The organism is Vagococcus sp. CY52-2, assembly GCF_022655055.1.
Classification (GTDB): Bacteria; Bacillota; Bacilli; order Lactobacillales; family Vagococcaceae; genus Vagococcus.
On sequence record NZ_CP093384.1, the window covers coordinates 443,406 to 463,514 of the forward strand.

Annotated in this window: 18 protein-coding genes and 1 tRNA gene; 16 read left to right on the forward strand and 3 right to left on the reverse strand. The window is 33.8% G+C overall.

The genetic code is table 11. From position 1 onward, the window contains the following. Positions 1-5: 5 nt before the first annotated feature. From MN187_RS02265 to thiI, 12 genes are all read left to right on the forward strand, one after another. Positions 6-1,901, forward strand: a complete 1,896-nt coding sequence (locus tag MN187_RS02265) for a coiled-coil domain-containing protein (protein WP_117972565.1) — start codon at positions 6-8, stop codon at positions 1,899-1,901. Between the two features lie 2 nt (positions 1,902-1,903). Continuing rightward, positions 1,904-4,072, forward strand: coding sequence for a Tex family protein (locus tag MN187_RS02270; protein ID WP_117972566.1), 2,169 nt, complete (start codon positions 1,904-1,906; stop codon positions 4,070-4,072). Between the two features lie 13 nt (positions 4,073-4,085). After that, the gene (locus MN187_RS02275) at positions 4,086-4,532 is read left to right on the forward strand and encodes a SprT family protein (RefSeq protein WP_242094112.1); all 447 of its coding nucleotides are present in this window, start codon (positions 4,086-4,088) and stop codon (positions 4,530-4,532) included. A gap of 54 nt (positions 4,533-4,586) precedes the next feature. Then, a tRNA-Leu gene (locus tag MN187_RS02280) sits at positions 4,587-4,672 on the forward strand. A 65-nt stretch (positions 4,673-4,737) separates the two neighbouring features. Continuing rightward, complete coding sequence (locus MN187_RS02285; protein WP_117972568.1) at positions 4,738-5,565, forward strand: DUF72 domain-containing protein; 828 nt, start codon at positions 4,738-4,740, stop codon at positions 5,563-5,565. A 206-nt stretch (positions 5,566-5,771) separates the two neighbouring features. Continuing rightward, the gene (locus tag MN187_RS02290) at positions 5,772-6,491 is read left to right on the forward strand and encodes an ATP-binding cassette domain-containing protein (RefSeq protein ID WP_241699292.1); all 720 of its coding nucleotides are present in this window, start codon (positions 5,772-5,774) and stop codon (positions 6,489-6,491) included. Further along, positions 6,488-7,165, forward strand: coding sequence for a methionine ABC transporter permease (locus MN187_RS02295; RefSeq protein ID WP_117972570.1), 678 nt, complete (start codon positions 6,488-6,490; stop codon positions 7,163-7,165). Before MN187_RS02290 ends, MN187_RS02295 begins: the two co-directional genes overlap by 4 nt. Next, the gene (locus MN187_RS02300; protein WP_242094114.1) at positions 7,165-7,992 is read left to right on the forward strand and encodes a MetQ/NlpA family ABC transporter substrate-binding protein; all 828 of its coding nucleotides are present in this window, start codon (positions 7,165-7,167) and stop codon (positions 7,990-7,992) included. The genes MN187_RS02295 and MN187_RS02300 overlap by 1 nt, the downstream gene beginning before the upstream one ends. A 73-nt stretch (positions 7,993-8,065) precedes the next feature. Next, a complete protein-coding gene (locus MN187_RS02305; protein WP_117972572.1) occupies positions 8,066-8,458 on the forward strand; it encodes an OsmC family protein in 393 nt (130 codons plus the stop codon). Positions 8,459-8,874: 416 nt separating this feature from the next. Further along, positions 8,875-10,599, forward strand: coding sequence for a septation ring formation regulator EzrA (locus tag MN187_RS02310; RefSeq protein WP_117972573.1), 1,725 nt, complete (start codon positions 8,875-8,877; stop codon positions 10,597-10,599). A 121-nt stretch (positions 10,600-10,720) separates the two neighbouring features. Then, positions 10,721-11,872, forward strand: coding sequence for a cysteine desulfurase family protein (locus tag MN187_RS02315; RefSeq protein ID WP_117972574.1), 1,152 nt, complete (start codon positions 10,721-10,723; stop codon positions 11,870-11,872). Between the two features lie 13 nt (positions 11,873-11,885). After that, positions 11,886-13,103, forward strand: a complete 1,218-nt coding sequence (gene thiI / locus MN187_RS02320) for a tRNA uracil 4-sulfurtransferase ThiI (protein ID WP_117972575.1) — start codon at positions 11,886-11,888, stop codon at positions 13,101-13,103. Positions 13,104-13,141: 38 nt separating this feature from the next. Here thiI and MN187_RS02325 read toward each other — a convergent pair whose 3' ends face one another. Continuing rightward, positions 13,142-14,380 carry an aminopeptidase gene (locus MN187_RS02325; RefSeq protein WP_117972576.1) on the reverse strand — a complete coding sequence of 413 codons (1,239 nt, stop codon included), beginning with the start codon at positions 14,378-14,380 and terminating at the stop codon, positions 13,142-13,144. Between the two features lie 267 nt (positions 14,381-14,647). Here MN187_RS02325 and MN187_RS02330 point away from each other — a divergent pair, with 267 nt between their 5' ends. Next, positions 14,648-15,217 (forward strand): TetR/AcrR family transcriptional regulator, encoded by a 570-nt coding sequence (locus MN187_RS02330; protein ID WP_117972577.1) that lies wholly within the window; start codon positions 14,648-14,650, stop codon positions 15,215-15,217. A 31-nt stretch (positions 15,218-15,248) separates the two neighbouring features. On the opposite strand, the gene MN187_RS02335 is transcribed toward MN187_RS02330, so the two are convergent. After that, the gene (locus tag MN187_RS02335) at positions 15,249-15,695 is read right to left on the reverse strand and encodes a flavodoxin (protein WP_241699294.1); all 447 of its coding nucleotides are present in this window, start codon (positions 15,693-15,695) and stop codon (positions 15,249-15,251) included. A 149-nt stretch (positions 15,696-15,844) separates the two neighbouring features. Between MN187_RS02335 and map the strand changes: the two genes are divergently transcribed. Both map and MN187_RS02345 read left to right on the forward strand, forming a co-directional pair. Next, a complete protein-coding gene (gene map / locus MN187_RS02340; RefSeq protein WP_117972579.1) occupies positions 15,845-16,597 on the forward strand; it encodes a type I methionyl aminopeptidase in 753 nt (250 codons plus the stop codon). 14 nt (positions 16,598-16,611) lie between these two features. Beyond that, complete coding sequence (locus MN187_RS02345; RefSeq protein WP_117972580.1) at positions 16,612-17,550, forward strand: YihY/virulence factor BrkB family protein; 939 nt, start codon at positions 16,612-16,614, stop codon at positions 17,548-17,550. Positions 17,551-17,555: 5 nt separating this feature from the next. Here the strand turns inward: MN187_RS02345 and MN187_RS02350 are convergent, their stop codons facing one another. Beyond that, positions 17,556-18,686: a glycosyltransferase family 4 protein gene (locus MN187_RS02350; RefSeq protein ID WP_117972581.1), complete on the reverse strand. Its 1,131-nt coding sequence runs from the start codon at positions 18,684-18,686 to the stop codon at positions 17,556-17,558. A 194-nt stretch (positions 18,687-18,880) separates the two neighbouring features. Between MN187_RS02350 and MN187_RS02355 the strand changes: the two genes are divergently transcribed. After that, the gene (locus tag MN187_RS02355) at positions 18,881-20,023 is read left to right on the forward strand and encodes an LCP family protein (protein ID WP_242094116.1); all 1,143 of its coding nucleotides are present in this window, start codon (positions 18,881-18,883) and stop codon (positions 20,021-20,023) included. The last annotated feature ends 86 nt before the right edge of the window (positions 20,024-20,109 follow it).

Consider the following 20,109-nt stretch of genomic DNA (forward strand, 5'->3'; position numbering starts at 1 on the left):
ATATAATGAAAAGTGACCAGGGGAAAATTAGTATGCGGTTGTTCAAAAAAGAAAAAAAGAAACCCCGTAAAAAATCAATTACCGTAATAGAAAAAAATCGACCATCAGGATCTATGACCAACCAATTAGAAATATTATTCGATCCTATTTTTTTCTATAAAATTGATAAAAGGTTAACTGTCTTTTTTCGTAGATGGCGTTCTGTGTTATCTATCTATCCAATAGAAAGAGCATTTTATCATATTAATGATAATGGAATAATTAAATTGTACATCTCTTTCAGCGTTTCAGCATTACTAAGTGATATTGAAATTAAACATTTTTTTAAAGCAGTTCAGGAATTATTGACTGCTCCATATAATACTATAGAATCTAGTGACATGGTACAACCTGTTTTTCAGACAGGAAATGAGTCAAATAAAATGAATTTTAATATTTTAGATGATCAAGATAAAATCATTGATACATTACAAAAAAAAGTGGTGGAACAAGACGCTTTAGTGAATCAGTGGAGTAAAGAACGAGATAAAGAACAAAAAATATTAATGGAGCAACTAGATATTATTGAAAAAGAAAATAATGACTTATTGCGGTATGTAGATACTTTTCAAGATAATAAAATACTACCTAAAAAAGAACAATTAGAAGATATTTACCCAACTAAAAATGACGAAAGTCATCAACGTTATTCCATCCTGTCAAACGAATTGACAAATGCTAAACATTTAATTAGCGAGTTGCAACATAACAATAACCTACTCAGTTTAACGTTGAATGAAACATCAAAAAAAAATCGGCAATTAACTATATCTGAAAATAAACAAGTCGATGAAATTAAAGATTTACAGCTAAAATTGACAGAATTAGAGACAGAAAATTCAACATTAAAAAATCTATATCAAAAAGAACAAGATGATAAAGCACAATTAATCAATCAAGTCCAACTTGATATGAAAGAATTTGAGGAAAAAATTGCGGAACAAGAAAGACAGTTAGTATTAGTATCAAATGATTCCTTTAAATTGCAAGCTAAAATTGATGAATTAGTGAGTGAAAAGACAGAATCTGATTTATTAATTGATGAATTAAAAGAAGAAAATCATTCAGTAAAAAATAAATTAGATCAAGAATCAGTTGAAAAAGACAATGTCTTAAGAACGTTGGAAGAACAAAAAAAATCGTATTGGCAATTAGAAAAAAAATTAAAAGAGTGGATTGATAAAAGCCAAGGAATGGAACAACAACTTGAAGAACAACTTAATAAATACGAACTAGATACATCCAGTATGTTAAATGATCTAACTAATTTAAAAGAATTAAATCAGAAATTAAGTGAAGAAAAAAACTATTATCACAATGAGATGAGACAATTATTAAAAGAGGTTAATCGTTTAAGTGATCGTGTTGCTTACCTCCAACAGTTTGTTGATCAGACTTTAGTTGAAGAACAAGAAGATAACAGCGAAGGGACAGATTTAATAAATGAGGAAAAAATAGAAGAAGAACAAGCAATACGATACGATGAAGATGATATTTTGGACTTATTTCAACAAGCAGATGATGCTGAAGTTGAAGACGTTAAGGTTCCAGTCGAAGAGTACCGGACATATCGGTTATCATTAAAATTTTTGGAGTATCGATGGTATCAAGCTAATATCATGCAAGTCAATGATACTGGTAAAAGTGAACTCAATTGGAGTAAGCATTATATATCTGAAGCGAATGAATTCTTTGTAGAACTAGAAAATCTAGTCAAGATACCATTACTGTCGAAAAAATATGTTATGATGGATAAGGAAATTAAGTTACGCTTAAAAGCGTACCAAGCGTTATCTGCTTATTTAGAGAGACGTTATTTTAAATCAAGTAAACATTTTTTTGATAGGGAGACGGCAGAATAATTATGCAAGATACACAAGTTTTTGATATTTTAGAAAAAGAGTTACCCAATATAAAAAGAAAACAAATCGATACCGTGTTGCACTTATTAAGTGAAGGAAATACGGTTCCTTTTATTGCACGTTACCGTAAAGAACAAACGGGAAGTCTTGATGAAGTAGAAATTCGAGAAATTGAAGAACGCCATGCTTATATTGAGGGATTAGTCAAACGTAAAGAAGAAGTTACTCGATTAATCAGTGAACAAGGAAAATTGACGAAAGATTTAGAGAAAAAAATTAACGCTGCTAAAAAAATGCAACGAGTGGAAGATTTATATCGCCCCTTTAAACAAAAACGTCGAACTAAAGCGACCATTGCAAAAGAAAATGGTCTTGAGCCGCTAGCTGATTGGCTATTGACATTTCCAAGCAATGGGTCCGTTGAAGATGAAGCAGCTAAATACGTTAATGAAGAAGTTAAAACATCTGAAGAAGCTTTATCTGGAGCACATGAAATTATCGCTGAAGTGATTAGTGATGAGCCATCTTACCGTGAATGGTTACGTAATATGACGAAACAAACAGGTCTTTATACCACAAAAGTAAAAGATAAATCATTGGACGAGAAAAGTGTGTATGAAATGTATTATGATTTTTCTGAACCAATGAAAAAAATGGTATCACATAGAGTACTTGCGGCTAATCGTGGTGAAAAGGAAGGTGTGTTGAAAGTTGCGATTGAAATAGATAGCAACCGAGTATACCAGTATTTCGAACGTCACTTAATTAAGAGTGAGACAAGTATTGCAACACCTTATATACGCTCAGCTTATGAAGATAGTTATAAACGATTTATAGGACCGGCAATTGAACGAGAAATACGGAATGAATTGACTGAAAAAGCAGATGAACAAGCCATTACTATTTTTGGTGAAAATTTAAAAAATTTATTATTACAACCCCCTTTAAAAGGGAAAGTTGTATTAGGGTTTGACCCGGCTTATCGCACAGGATGTAAGCTAGCTATTGTTGACCCAACAGGTAAACTATTGGCTGTTCATGTGATTTATCCACATAAACCAGCTAATGCCAAAAAACGTGAAGAAGCTAAGCCGGAGTTCATTAAATTATTAGAGGAATACAAAGTTGAAATGGTGGCAATCGGTAACGGGACGGCTAGCCGTGAATCAGAAGCATTTGTTTCAGAGTGCTTGAAAGAAATGAAACGTCCTGTTTTTTATGTGATTGTTAATGAGGCAGGAGCATCAGTATACTCAGCTAGTGATACGGCACGAGAAGAATTCCCAAATTTACAAGTTGAAGAACGAAGTGCTGTTAGTATCGGTCGCCGCTTGCAAGATCCATTAGCAGAATTAGTAAAAATTGATCCAAAAGCAGTAGGAGTGGGGCAATACCAACATGATGTCTCACAAAAACGCTTAGGAGAAAAACTTGATTTCGTTATTGAAATGGTTGTTAACCAAGTTGGAGTCAATGTTAATACAGCAAGTGCCCAACTTTTACAGCATGTGGCTGGATTAAATAAAACAACGGCAAAAAACATTGTGATTTATCGCGAAGAAAACGGTGAATTTACTAGCCGTACTAGCCTGAAAAAAGTACCACGCCTAGGACCAAAAGCCTATGAACAATCAATCGGATTTTTACGTATTCCAAATGCTAAAAATATTTTAGATACAACAGGTATTCACCCTGAAAGTTATGGATTAGTAAAACAATTATTAAAAGAACTAGCGATTGATATATCAGAAATTGGGACTGAGGAAACAAATGCGAAATTAGAAAAAGTATCTGTTGAACAAATGAGTGAGACATTATCAGTTGGTAAAGAAACACTAGAAGATGTAATCAGTGCGCTAAGACAACCTGGACGAGATATGCGTGATGATTTAGCTGCGCCCATTTTAAGAAAAGATATTCTCAAAATGGAAGATTTAAAACCCGGGATGCAATTAGAAGGAACAGTCCGAAATGTGGTTGATTTTGGTGCATTTGTGGATATTGGAGTGAAACAAGATGGTTTAGTTCATATCTCAAAATTAAGCCAATCATACATTAAGCATCCAACAGATGTCGTGGCAGTTGGAGATGTTGTGACAGTGTGGATAGTAGATGTAGACGTCCAAAAACAACGCATCACATTGACAATGATTGATCCAACTCAAAAATAAGGAGAATCTTTAGATGAATGATGGTGAATTACAGTCTTTGGTGGAAAAAACGTCTCTAATGTATTTTGGTAAACCATTTTGTCATCAAGCATCATTTAATAAACGGTTAAAAACAACTGGTGGACGGTATCATTTAGACTCCCACCAGTTAGATTTTAATCCTAAAATATTAGTGGTTTATGATGAACGAGTACTGATAGGGATTATTAAGCACGAACTCTGTCATTATCATCTTCATTTAGAGAATAAGGGTTATCAACATAAAGACAAAGAGTTTAAAGAGTTATTAAACCACGTTGCTGGGTTACGATTTACACCACCACTTTGTGAGAAGAAACAATCAAAGTTTTACATGATTGAATGTTGTCAATGTCATAAACAGTTTCAACGAAAGAAGCGTTTAAATTTGGCAAAGTATCGTTGCCAGTGTGGTGGGAAATTAATTTATTTAACAAAATAATAAAAATATAGTGGCGACGACTAAGTATTATATGGTAAAATAATACTACGATTAGCGAGAATGTCGGAATTGGCAGACGAGCAAGACTAAGGATCTTGTGAAGAGTATTCTTCGTGAGGGTTCAAGTCCCTTTTCTCGCATATTGATTGGGTATCAGATCTATTGATCTGGTACTTTTTTTATAGACGAGAAGGAATGAGAAAAGTTGATAGAAATAGGTCTAACCACATTTAAAGAGCATGGGAAATTATTGAACAAATCATTTTTAGCGTTATCTGACTACGCGTCTTTATTTCCAGTGGTAGAAATGAATACCTCTTTTTATGGGATTAAACAACCAACTGTTAGCCAAAAATGGGTAGATGAGACACCTGAAAGTTTTTCATTTAGTGTCAAAGCGTTCAAAGTCATGACGAAACACGCTAAAATAGAAGAGTTTTATCAAAGTGAAGAAGAGATGGATGACGCATTTAAATTGTTTTTAATGCCTTTGATTCAACAAAATCGATTATCAACGATATTGTGTCAGTTTCCGAGTTTTTTTATTTGTAATAAACCAAATGTGGAGTATCTTCGTAAGTTAAGATTACGATTCAAAGAGTTTCCTATGGCAATCGAATTTCGAAGTGGCACATGGTACAACGACTCTGTCAAACAAGATATGATTGAGTTTATGAAACAGTATCACTACACATTAGTGACAGTAGATGAACCACAAGTCGCTCATCACTCGGTGCCATTTTTACCTAAAGTAACTACAAAAGATTATGCTTATTTGAGATTACATGGAAGAAATAAACGCTACTGGACAGAAAAATCAGGAGATTGGCGAAAAAAGAGAACGCTCTATCGTTATTCAGATAGTGAGTTAAACGAATTGGCAAAGGACATTAAACAAATAGAAGCTAAAAAAATAGTTGTTGTGTTTAATAATAATTCAGGGGGAGATGCAGGTGAGAATGCCTTAACTTTAAAAAATATGTTAGCCATTGATTATAAAGGGTTGAATCCGACGCAATTAAATTTATTTTAAAAAAATTCGCAAAAAGACAAAATTGTTTCTTGAATAAACAAATACATTAAATCAACATGCGGTGATATCAATGTTTTTTGTTGATATGAGAGAGTAGCTAAAAAGTTACTCTCTTATTTTTTGTGATAATTTTGCATTTTTCCGTGAGAGCCCTTACTATGTGTGATGTCGATAGGTAGTAACGTATACGTAAAGGAGTCGAAAAAGTGATTCAATTAAAAAAAGTGAGAAAATCATTTGGTGACTTTCATTTAAGAGACATCACTTTAACAATAAATGAAGGCGTTATTTATGGAATAGTGGGAGAAAGTGGTTCGGGAAAGTCCACACTATTAAGTATCTTAAATTTAACTACACCAATTGATGACGGAGAATTAGTTATTGATGGGGTACACTGTGAAACATTGACTAAAAGTCAGCAGCGTATGTTAAAACAGGAAATGGGTATGATTTTTCAGGAGTATCACTTACTAAACAATTTGACGATACTTGAAAATATTCATCTGCCATTAAAATTAAAAGGGATAAAAGATGTTACAAAGGCTATCTATTGGTTAGAAAAAGTAGGTCTTTCAGGATATGAAACAACCTATCCTTCTCAATTAAGTGGTGGGCAAAAACAACGAGTCGCGTTAGCGAGAGCGTTAGTGACAAAACCTAAATACATTTTATTAGATGAAGCAACCAGTGCACTAGATGAGTATAATGCACAGTTGATTTTACAAGTATTGACGGAAGTTCACACAGAGTATCAACCTACCATTATGTTTGTTAGTCACGATTTGGATAAAATTAAAACATTTTGTCAGGAGTGTTTGATTTTAGATAAAGGAAGTATTAGTCGTATTGTCACTGTGATTCATCATAGTAAAGATGAATTGTTGGCATCTTATCCTGAAAAAGCATTCAGGAGGTTAACAACATGACCTCTATATCGCATGCGATGATTTATTTTCCAGAACTAATGTTGGCACTTAGACAGACACTATATATGATTGGTGTCAGTATGATGATTGGGTCATTACTAGGCTTAATAATAGGGACGAGTTTATTTTTATGCCGAGGAAAAGAAACGTGGCAAAAAAAGTTGGTATATCATCTGACCTCCAGTTATGTCAATATTATTCGTTCATTTCCATTTCTATTATTGGTCGTGATGTTAATTCCACTCACTAGAATAATTGTGGGAACAGGATTTGGTCCAAAGTCAGCTTCAGTATCGTTAAGTTTAGTGGCGATTGCCATCTTTGCTAGACTTTGTGAACAAGTACTACTAGATATTCCAAATAGTGTGTTGGTTTTATCTGATTCACTCGGTGTGAGTTTATGGCAAAAAGTGATTCATTTTTTATGGTTAGAAGCAAGAAGTGGTCTTGTGTTAAGTGCCACATCAATGTTAATTAGTTTGGTATCTTATTCGACTGTAATGGGGGTAGTCGGTGGAGGAGGCATTGGAGACTTCGCCATTCGATATGGCTACCAACGTTATGAATATACGGTCATGATGATGGCTATTGTGATGATGATTGTATTGGTTGGGTTAATTCAGTTAGTAGGGTATAAAATAGCAAAAAAATTAGATAAAAGGACGTTGTCATAATGAAAAAAAGTTTAAAGTATTCAGTATTATTAGGGTTAACATTAGGGTTAGTGGCGTGTGGAAAAGCTCAAGAAAGTAAAAAAGAAGACACACCAAAAGAAGATAAAATCATCAAAGTGGCTTCTCAGGCACCACCAATGACTGATATTGTAATGGTTGCAAAAGAAGAAGCAAAAAAAGATGGATGGGATATTGAATTGGTTCAAGTAACAGATAACATCCAATACAATGAAATGTTAAAGAGTAAAGAAGTAGATGCGAATTTTGCTCAACATAAACCATATATGATGAAATTTAATCAAGAAAAAGATGCAAACTTAGTCGTGATTCAACCAATCTATAATGCAAAAGTTGGTTATTATTCAAAAGACTATAAATCAGTTGACGAGATTCCTGAAAAAGCTAAAATTGCCATTCCAAGTGATGTGTCTAATGAAGGTCGTGCGCTTGCTATTTTAAACGAACAAGGATTGATTACATTAAAAGAAGGTGTTGGTTTTAATGGAACACTGAAAGATGTCGAAAAAAATCCAAAAGAACTAGAATTTTTATCAGTTGATTTACTTAACTTAGCCGAAGCTTACAATGAAAAAGATGTTGCAATGGTATACAATTACCCAGCTTATATTGCGAAAATTGGTCTAACACCAGATGATGCGATTTTATTAGAAAATACAGTAGATGAAAGATTCGCGATTTCTTTAGTCGCTAGAGAAGACAATGAGAAATCTGAAAAAATTAAAGCTTTGAAAAAAGCTATGACAAGTAAATCAGTTAAAGAATATATCGAGAAAGAACATAGTAAAACAGCTATTCCAGCGTTTTAATATGTCCCCACCTTTTATATGATGAAAGGTGGGGTATTTTCTAGTTAAAAACGTGATAAAGGAGAGAAAAGATATGACAAGTGAAACCATCGAATTAATTCAAGGAAAAAATGGGATAGAATTACCATTTGAGTCTGGTAACTGGGTGTTACTAAAAGAAGAAGGCTATTCACCCATCCAAATGTTGGTGGCATCTGTCGCAGGGTGTGGTGCATATGTGTATCAATCGATTTTGAATAAATCAAACATATCGTACACCTTTAAGGCAGTATCAGTGAAGTATACAAGAAATCAAGAAAAACAAAGTAAACCTATTGAAAGTATTGATATGACATTTGAGGTGAAAGTAGCTGATGAAGACCAAGAAAGAGCTCGTCGTGCTTTAAAACTGATTAGTAAACATTGCCCAGTTATACAATCACTTGATCCGGCTATCTCAGTATCTGAGACAATCAAATTTATTTAACTATATTAACTAAGTTTATTATTCTCAACGAAATGAGTGGAAGATATCATCATGACGTTGGGATGTTTTTTATTTATTTCAACTAAATGTCTTATAAAAATGTCTTATGAATAAGTAAAGACATAAAATTTGTCTTTTTAATTGCTAAAATTGAAATAGATAAGTTATACTTGAACAGGAACATGAATCATTAGTAGGCACTTTAAAGGTCAAAGCATGAAAAAATGACTTTTTTAGAATTAACTAGTGATAGAAAGTAGTGAATGTGCTATAATCTTTCTTAGATGTAAATTTTCTAATATATTGATCAATTGTATGAAAAAGAGGTTTTAAGTGTGTTTAATATAGACATTTAGTCCTCGTATTTCTGGTGAGTCGAAAGGGTAGTGGTCACAAACATATATGGAGGAAATTTCATGAATACTAAAACCTGGTTATGGGTATTACTTTTTGTAATTATCCTAGCAGTAGCTGCCTACCTAGTTGCGTTCTTTATGAAGCGCAGAAATCAAGATAAATTGGAGGAATTAGAAAAACGTAAAATTGCGTTATTCGACCTGCCAGTGATTGAAGAAGTGGACGAAGTAAAGAAAATGCACTTAGTAGGACAAAGCCAAAACACATTTAGGGAATGGAACCAAAAATGGATTGATATATCTACCATATCTTTTGCTGAGCTAGAAAGCCTAATTTTTGAAATTGAAAACTTAAATGAGACCTATCGATTAATGAAGGTTAAAGAAGCCATTGTAGAAGCTAATGACATGTTGACTGGCATGGAAAAAGAAGTTGAAGAAATCCGTCAGGGCTTGAAAGAATTACGTGGAAGTGAAGAACGTAACTCCGAAGCTGTTCAAAAAGCTTTAGATGCATATGAGTCAATTAGTAATACAGTGTCTGAAAATCCTGAAAAATATGGTGTCTCTTATAGTGAACTTGAAAAACAAATTCAAAATGTTGAACGCGATTTTACTCAATTTGTTGCATTAAATACAGCTGGTGATCCAATGGAAGCACGTACTGTATTAGAAAACGCTGAAAAGAGAACATACGAAATCCAAAAAATTGTCGAGCAAATTCCACCTTTAGTCGAAACACTAACAAATGTGTTTCCAAAGCAACTAAAGGAAATAAAAGAAGGCTACGAAACATTGAAGAAAGATCACTATGTATTTGAAAATGACGTAGTGGCTGTTAATGTTGAAAAACTAGAAACAAAAGTTGACTCAACATTATCTAATTTAGAAAAATTAGAAATTGAAAATGTTTCAAAATTAAATACTGAAATTGCTAAAGAAATTGATCATTTGTATGACATCATGGAAAAAGAAATTTCTTCAAGAGTTTATGTTAATGACAATAAAGCAAAATTAACAAGCCTATTGGAACATGCCGATAAAAACAATCATTTATTAATGATTGAACTAGATCATGTCTCTCAAAGTTATATTTTAAATAACAATGAATTGGGAAGCGTCAGAGGTTTCCAAGCTCAGATGGAAGAAATACAAAAAGAATTTGACGAAACTGAAGAACAAATGAAAAATAAAGAAGCGATTTTCTCACAAGTTGCTTCTTTTTACCGCGAGAGTCTAGCCCAATTGAAAGACATTGAAAACGGGCAAGTTGAGATAAGTCGTTCTATTAAGGATTTTGCTCCTAGAGAACGTGAAACTATCCAAAAAATTGATGACTATGAATTAGAATTGCGTATGTTAAAACGTTATGTTGAAAAACAACGCTTACCTGGAATACCAAGCAGTTACTTGGAATTTTTCTTTGTAACTGGAGAACGAATTGAAGAACTAAGCCAAGAGCTTAATAAAATTAGAATAGATATGAATCATATCGATCGCTTAGTTGGTGTATGTGATGAGGACATGCGCACGCTTCGTGAAAAAACGAATGAGTTGATTGATAGTGCCGCTTTAACAGAGCAAATGATTCAGTACGCTAACCGTTTCCGTTTCTCTCATCCAGATATAAAACACGCAATTGATCGCAGTTTGAGTTTATTCTCAAGAGAGCATCAATACAAAGATGCTTTAGATGTTATTTCTGAAGCGATTGAACGAATCGAACCAGGAGCAACAGAACGTATTAGAAAATATTATTTTGATAATAAAGAGACAACAGTCTAAGAAAAAAGTCCAAGAAAGCCAAACGTGTTTTCTTGGTTTTTTATTTTGTCATCAGAGAAAGTTGATGATTTAATAGTAGCGCGTTATAATGGGTAAGGAATTTTTAAGAAAGAGTGACGATATGATATATTTTGATAATAGTGCCACAACCATGATTCATCCGCAAGTGTTAGATACCTATAATAAAGTCAGTCAACGTTTTATGGGAAATCCTTCAAGCTTACACCGTTTAGGTCAACAATCATCTGTGTTATTAGAAAAATCACGTGTTCAAATAGCAGATATATTAGGGGTAGAGTCTTCTGAAATCTTTTTTACCAGTGGTGGGACAGAAGGAAATAATTGGGTTATAAAGGGGACAGCGATAGAAAAACGCTCTTTTGGTAATCATATTATCGTGTCGAGTGTGGAGCATCCATCTGTTTCTAATACAGCGAAACAATTAGAAGAACTTGGGTTTAAAGTCTCTTTTTGTCCCGTTGATAGAAATGGCATGATTGATTGTCATGACTTAGAACAATTAATTACTGAAGAGACAATTTTAGTATCAACTGTTGCAGTAAATAGTGAAGTAGGAATGGTTCAACGGATTAAAGAGATTAGTACATTATTGGAAAACTATCCATCGATTCATTATCATGTTGATGCAGTCCAAGCCATCACTAAGTTGTCTGTTGATAAATTTTTAACCCCTCGTGTAGATTTCATGACGTGTTCTGCTCACAAATTTCAAGGGCCAAGAGGAATTGGATTTGTTTATTGGCGAAGTGGAGCAAAATTATCTCCTTTATTGACTGGTGGGGGACAAGAACATAATAAGCGCAGTGGGACAGAAAATACACCAGCGATTGTTGCGATGGCAAAAGCAATGCGTATTGCAACAGATGATCAAGAGATGAAAGAACAAAAAATGCGCCATCTAAAGAATGCCTTAGCAGCAGGATTACAACAGTACGAACATGTGACAATTTTTTCTTCATTAGATGATGACTCATCAGCCCCTCATATTTTAACATTCGGGTTAAAAAAAGTCCGCGGCGAAGTATTAGTTCACGCATTTGAAGACAAAGATATTTATATTTCGACAACGAGTGCCTGTTCAAGTCGTCAAAAAACAGATAGTAGTACACTTCATGCAATGGGAGTGACTCATCGTTTTGCTGAAACAGCCGTTCGTATCAGTTTAAATCATCAGAATACCATAGCAGAAGTAGAGCAATTTTTAGTTATTTTTAATCAATTGTATAACAAATTTTCGAAAATTTATTCGTAAGAGGAGCCCCAAAATGAAAGCAACAGAAATTATGATTCGCTATGGCGAGTTATCAACAAAAGGAAAAAACAGACGCATTTTTATTAACCGATTAGCTTATAATGTGAAACAAAGTTTGCATGCTTACCCAAATGTAAAAGTAAGAGCAGACAGAGACAGGATGCATTTGATTTTAAATGGTGAAGATGATCGATTGGTTATGGAACAATTAAAACCTATTTTTGGTATTCAAAGTTTTTCACCAGTCGTTCGGATAGAAAAAGACACTAAGTTAATTTGTCAAACAGCAGTCGAGATGGTAAAGGATATTTGGAAACCAGGCAAAACCTTTAAAGTACAAAGCAGACGCTCAGATAAAGAATTTATTTGGGATAGTAAAGATATTAATAAAGAAGTAGGAGCTGCTATTTTTCATGGCATAGAAGGCATTGAAGTGAAAATGATTCAGCCAGATATTCGTATGGAAGTAGAAGTTCGTAATGAAGCGGCTTATTTATCTTGTGAAACGATTTATGGCGCTGCCGGGTTACCAGTTGGCTCAAGTGGTAAAGGTATGTTGATGCTATCAGGGGGGATTGACTCACCCGTTGCTGGATATTTGGCAATGAAACGTGGGGTAGAAATAGAGGCAGTCCATTTTTATAGTCCTCCATATACAAGTGAGCAATCATTAAATAAAGCCAAAGATTTAGCCGTTAAATTAACGCCATATGTCGGTCAAATACAATTTATTACAGTCCCATTTACGGAAATTCAAGAAGAAATTAAACGAGGGATTCCACAAGGGTATTGGATGACAGTGACAAGACGTTTTATGTTACGCTTGACGGATAAAATCAGAGAAAGACGTCAAGGATTAGCGATTGTCAATGGAGAATCACTGGGTCAAGTCGCCTCACAAACGATGCATAGTATGTTAGCGATAAACGATGTGACCACAACCCCAATCATTCGTCCGGTTATTACGATGGATAAATCAGAAATCATTGAAATAGCAGAAAAAATTGATACATTTACTCTAGCGACACAACCATTTGAAGACTGTTGCACAATTTTTGCTCCACCAGAACCAAAAACAAAACCAAAGGTAGACAAAGTTCGAAAATATGAAGAACGATTGGATATTGACGGATTAGTTGAAAGAGCCTTAGAGGGAATTGTCAGTGAAGAAATTAAATCAAGCGACACCTTCTTACAAACTAGTACACAAGAGATGGATGATTTATTTTAAAAAACAAAAAAGAAGTGGATAAGTCCACTTCTTTTTTGTTATGCCCATTCGCCGTTTCTAAAAATAGGAACACGTGAGCCATCTTTTTTGATACCATCAATATTCATTTTATTTGAACCAACCATAAAGTCAACATGAGTTTGGCTACGATTTAATCCTGCTTCTTCCAATTCATCTTCAGTCATTTCAGTACCACCTTCAATATTGAAAGCATAAGCACTGCCTAAAGCCAAATGGTTTGAAGCATTCTCGTCAAATAATGTGTTAAAGAATGTAATACCTGATTGAGAAATTGGAGAGCTATCAGGTACAAGAGCGACTTCACCTAAGCTTTTAGCCCCTTCATCTGTTTCTAGTAATTTTTTCAAAACATCTTCGCCTTTTTCAGCTGTCACATCAACAACTTTTCCATTTTTAAAAGTAAAGACCATATTTTCAATTGTATTTCCCGCATAACTTAATGGTTTGGTGCTTGAAACAACGCCATCAATTCGACGACGATCAGGTGCAGTAAATACTTCTTCAGTAGGCATATTCGCCATGAAACGTTCGCCACGTGCATTTTTACTACCGGCACCTTCCCAATGATGATGTTCAGGAAGACCAATCACTAAGTCAGTTCCTGGAGCAGTGTAATGTAGGGCATCAAATTGTTGAGCATTTAATTCAGCTGCTTTTGTTTCCAACGTTTTATCATGTTTATGCCAAGCGTCAATTGGATCTGCTTCATACATGCGACATGCTTTGAAAATAGCGTCCCATAAAGCATCAACTTGTTCTTCGTTAGAAGACAACTCTGGGAACACTTTTTTAGCCCAGTCACTACCAGCGGCTGCAACAACGGTCCAACTTAATTTATTTGCTTGAGTCGCTTGTCTGAGCGGCATCATTGCTTTTCCGTTAACGGATTGGAAAGTAGCTAAACGTTCTCCATCTACACCAGAGAACGCGTCAGGATTTTGAGAAACCACACTAATGCGACTTGCCCCTTTTTCTACCCAGTCATTGGCTTCTTTTATCTTATAATCAGGGACAGTTGAAATAACGTCATCATCAGCGTGTAAGAAAAATTCTCTGTTGATTGTGTCATCTGACCATTGCACAACAACTTGTTTAGCCCCTAATTTATAGGCTTCTTTTACAATATAACGAGCTAGTGGTGCTTGCTCTACTTGTATATTTAATACCACTGTGTGTGAATCAGAAACATTTACTCCCACTTTAGTGATTAATTCGGCATATTTTTGTAATAAATGATCAAAATTAGTTAAAACCATACTATCATCCTCCAAGTAAATTATTAGTATTATCTTAGCATAGGATGAGTGTTGTAACAAATTTAAAATCAATTCTTGTTTAAAAATAAAAACATAGTCAAAAATTAATTGTTAAAAGATGCTTTTTTGTATCAAAAAAGCCATGTTTTTTTATAGATTAACTTGTTGGATAATAAATTCATGTTATAATAAAATTAAATTAAATAACTTTAGTTTGACACGTATTGTTCGTATTATAAACATATTAAGAACAAAGGAGAGATTTTTGTGGCAAGGAAGAAAACAATTACACGAGAACATATTTTATCAGCTGTATATGAAGTGATTTCAACTGAAGGTTTCAGTGGATTTACAGCAAGAAATATAGCAAATAAAATGAAGACATCCACACAACCTATCTATTTAGAATTTAAAAACATGGATGAGTTACGAACTGTTTTTATTGATAGAGTAACATCAGACATTAGATCAGAAGTATACGATCGCCGATTTACAGGTGATTGCATTGTTGATTTATCGATCAATTATGTTAAATTTGCTTCAGATCATAGCGTCCTTTTTAAGTCATTATTTGTGGATGAACATGAGTGTGGTAACCAATTAAACGAGTTTACCCATGATTTATTTAATGAAAAAGTAGCGAGTGATGAAAAATATAGTAAATTAAGCCATACAGTAAAAGAAGCTATTTTTATAAATTGCTGGGTTATGAGTGTTGGGTTAGCTTCTCTTGCAGCGTCGAAACGAGCTAAACCAAAAAACGAAGAAATTGAAAAGATAATAAAAAACCTGATTGATTTATCGATGAAACACCCAGATGTAGCCTTAACAAGATAAAAAAACAGGAAAATTAATTTTCCTGTTTTACTTAATTATTTAATTGTTGCACTAAAGAATCAGCAAAGGCTTCAAGTGCAACAATATCATCTTCTTCGGCAGCTAAGTCAACTTTAACTGACTCAGCGCCTTTTTTTGCGCCTGTTGATTGGAAGGCTTTATCAAATTGGTCTACAACTTGACAAAAACACGGATAAAAAGTATCACCCGAGCCAACGACTCCATATAATTTACCTGTTAAATCTAATTCTAAAAGGTCGTCATAAAAATCAGCAATTTCATCTGGAACAAGTAAGTCATCATAAGTATAACTCCCAACAATGCAAATATCAGCATCAAGAAAGTCATCCGCATCAACTTGTGTACATTCATTAATTTCAACATCAATGCCTTTATCCTCTAATCGCTCAGCAACAATATCAGCAATTTCTTCGGTATTTCCGGTAAGACTAGCATAAACAATTTTAGCAACAGCCATGATTTTCCTCTTTCCTATGATTCATCATCTAAGAAAATTATAACAAATAAATGATAGTTTTCAATAGATTTATCTGTTGCGAGTTTTGTCGAACGGGTGTGTTTATGCTAGAATAAGAAAGCAAAGAATGAAAGGGAGCGAAAATAAATATGATTACATTAAAATCAGCAAGAGAGATAGATGAAATGGAAAAGTCTGGTCAGTTATTAGCTAGTGTCCATGAAGCACTAAGAGATTTCATTAAACCAGGTGTAACAAGCTGGGACATTGAAGTATTTGTCAGAAATATGATTGAAGAAAATGGTGGAATTGCAGCTCAAATCGGATACGAAGGCTATGAGTATGCAACTTGTTGCAGTATCAATGATGAAATTTGTCATGGATTCCCTAGAAAAACCCCATTAAAAGACGGTGATTTAATTAAAGTAGACATGTGTATTGATTTAAAAGGAGCGATGTCTGACTCTTGTTGGGCATATGTTGTCGGTAAATCAACACCTGAAATTGATAACTTAATGGAAGTTACTAAAAAAGCTTTGTATTTAGGGATTGAACAAGCAAAAGTCGGCAATCGTATAGGAGATATTGGTCACGCCATTCAAACGTATGTTGAAGGTGAAAACCTGTCTGTAGTACGAGATTTCATAGGACATGGTATAGGACCAACAATACATGAAGCGCCATCTGTCCCTCATTATGGTCAAGCAGGAAAAGGGTTACGTTTAAAAGAAGGTATGGTTATTACAATAGAGCCAATGGTTAATACGGGAACTTGGCAAATGAAGATGGATAATAATGGATGGACTGCAAGAACGAAAGACGGTGGACTTAGCTGTCAATACGAGCACACAATTGCTATTACAGCAGACGGTCCAAAAATTTTAACACTACAAGACGAATAGGAGCGTTGCACGGAATGGGAAAAATAAAAGAAAAGAAAGATTGGCGATCGTTTGTTAAGGATTTTATGGCGACGTTAAAACAAGCCGATGTTACAATCTATTCCATTGTTGTAACATATTACATGTTATTATCATTTTTCCCACTCTTCATTGTGATTGGTAATATATTGCCCTATTTAAAAATCGATGAGGCCACAATTTATCCTTATATTAGAGAGTTGTTACCACCAGATATCTATCGTCTTTTAAAAGATACGATAGAAGATTTGTTGACTAAGAGTAATGGTGGTTTACTTTCTATTTCTGCGGTAGGAACATTTTGGGCGATTAGTAAAGGTATTAATGGGATTCGTATTAGTTTAGATAAAGCATATGGTGTATCTAAGCAAAAAACGCAAATTATTAGGCGGTTATTATCATTTTTTATGGTATTTTTATTGATGTTAGCTCTATTAGTTTTAATGTTTATAATGGGGTTTGGGCAGGTAATATTGGAGCACCTTCTTCCGATATTAGGGTTACCAGATAACATATTATCAACATTTCAAACACTGAGATGGCCAGTAACCATCTCTGTCTTATTTGTTGTTATGACGTGTCTTTATTATTTTTTACCGAGTGCGAAAATACATTTTAAGACCATTTTATTTGGTGCAGTATTTACAACTATTACTTGGATGATAGTGACCCAAGCTTTTAGTTTATATGTGATACATTTCTCAGGTAAAATATCCAGCTATGGTATTATTGGAGGATTTATCCTTTTTATGTTTTGGCTAAATATTGCTGCTTCGATTATTATTATTGGTGGTGTGATCAATGTTACCGTCGAAAGATTTCTCTATGGACCAATTAACGTAAAAGAAAGTGTTGTTGGAAATTACGTAGAAAGTACGATGCAACGAGTAAAAGAAAAAAGAGAAGAAAAAAAGAAAGAAAACTCAGTTAGTTAATTGAGTTACTCTTTCTTTTTTTTTCGGTCTAACAACTTTTTTTGACGATAAGCTTTGTTTCCAATAAACTTGAGTACATGTAATAAGGGTTGCCTGTTCTCTCCGCTTAGTTCAATTAATTCAATAAATAATTGTAAACCAAGAAGAGACGCAATCGTCAAGAAAATAGTTCCCCATGTATTGGTAAACAAGTATAGAAATGAAATAAGTGAAAAAATAAGAGACATGCAATAAATCATCACAACAGCTCCCCTGTGTGTAAATCCCAATGAGATGAGTCGGTGATGCAAATGCATCTTATCAGCTGATGAAATAGGTTTTTTATTCAATAATCGTCTAATCATGGCAAATACAGTATCTGTCAAGGGAACGCCTAATATAATTAGTGGCGTAATCAATGAAATGAATGTTGCATTTTTAAGACCTTGTAGTGATAATAAAGAAATTAAAAAACCTAAAAATAAAGCTCCGGTATCTCCAAGGTATAACGTTGCCGGATAAAAATTGAAAGGGAAAAATCCTAGCGTGCTCATTAGCAAAATAAAAATGCTAAGTGGGACAACAATGTGTACAGCTCCAGTTGATGCTCCAATATAACCAATAATTCCAATGGTAGTTAAAGCGATGATGGAAACCCCTGATGCTAAACCATCTAACCCATCAATTAAATTAATTGCATTGGTTAATCCTGCAATCCACAAAATGGTAATTGGGTAACTCAGCCAACCAAAATGTATGGTTCCAATATATGGCAAGGTGATAGAGTGCATAATAATGTCAAAGACAAAACAAACATATAATGCCGCTAAAAGAATCCCAATCATTTTTTGTTTAGGTGATATCTCGAAAATATCATCAATTAAGCCAGTGACCACAATAATTCCAGAAGGAATAATTAGATGTAGAGCATAGCTTGTTGGAATAATATCATTAAACAAAAATAAAATGGATAAAGAAAAAGAGATAAAAATAGCTAACCCACCTGCAGTTGGCATAGGTTCTGTATTGATTCGTCTTTTATTAGGTTGGTCAACAGCACCAATAATAAAGGCTAAATTTCGAATTAAAGGCGTTATAAGGAAAGCAAAGAGCATCGTTAAAAATAAACGAAATGATATCTCTAATATGAAGTTCATTCTCTTACCTACTTTCAGAATTCAAACTATATTATAACACGTTCTTTATTTAATAAACAATTTAATTCTAACTATGAAGATTTGTTTAAAAAAGTCTAAATATCCTGATTAGTTTTCCTAAAAAATAAAGATTATGCTATACTGTTTAAGATTGAAATTATTTTTTATTCAAATATGATTAGGAGAAGGATAGAGTGAAAAAAAAGAAAGAAAAAAAAACTCCAAAAAATAAAGAAATACGAGAAGAAAATTATATTTCATTAAATCAACGACGAAATAGAAAAAGAGACACAAAACTTAAACGTAATATGCTAAAAATCAGTAAAGTTTTAGGTATTATTTTATTACTTTGTTTACTAGGAGTTGTTGTTTACGGAGCAAAAATGTTTATAGATGGCAATAAGTTCCTAAATGATGCTTATAAGCCTAGAGACACCATGCAAGTTGCTAATGATAAAATTGACGTTCAAAAGGACCCTATTTCGATACTATTACTTGGTTTAGATGATGATGCTGAGGATACGAGGGGAACTGGTGGAGCTAGAACAGATTCAATGATTTTACTCACCATCAATCCTTCTAAAGAATTAGTCAGTATGGTGAGTATACCGAGAGATACTTACACGCACATTCAGACGAAAAATTTTGACGGGAATGATAAAATAAATGCTGCTTATGCACATGGTGGGATTGAAGGATCGATAGATGCAGTAGAAAATTTATTGAACATTCCAATTAATTATTATGCAACAGCTGATTTTAAAGCATTCGAAGATGTCGTGAATGCAGTCGGCGGGGTAGAAATAAATGTTCCGTTTACTTTAACAGAACAAAATGCACAAGGTAAAAAAGTCGTTGAGTTAAAAGAAGGAAAGCATAACTTAAATGGCGAAGAAGCCTTAGCTTTTGCTAGAACACGTTATGTGGATAATGACGTTGAGCGTGGGAAAAGGCAACAAGAAGTTTTAGAGGCTATTGCACAAAAAGCGATGGCAGTAGGATCGATTGCAAAATATAAAAGTATTTTAAATGCATTGGATGGACATATTACAACAGATATGCCACCTAATCGTATTTTGTCAGTGGCGCAATCTGGTTTAACAAAAGATTACAAATTCGATTCATATGTTTTTTCTTGGATGAGTTACATGTATGGTGATCAAAGTATGGTCGGTTTACATAAAGATAGCGTTGATTATATCTCGCATAAATTACGTCTATCACTTAATTTAGAATCGACAGATAATCGAGATGAAGAAGGCTATAAATTTACAACAGACAGCGTTGTTGACCCAAGAACTTATCCACAAGATGGGTATGCAATAGATGATGATTAGGAGTTTAGGGGGCGTTTCCCTTAGACTCTTTTTTAAATTAATGAAGAATGGGTTAAGTTTAGAATGAAATTTTGATAAAATACTAA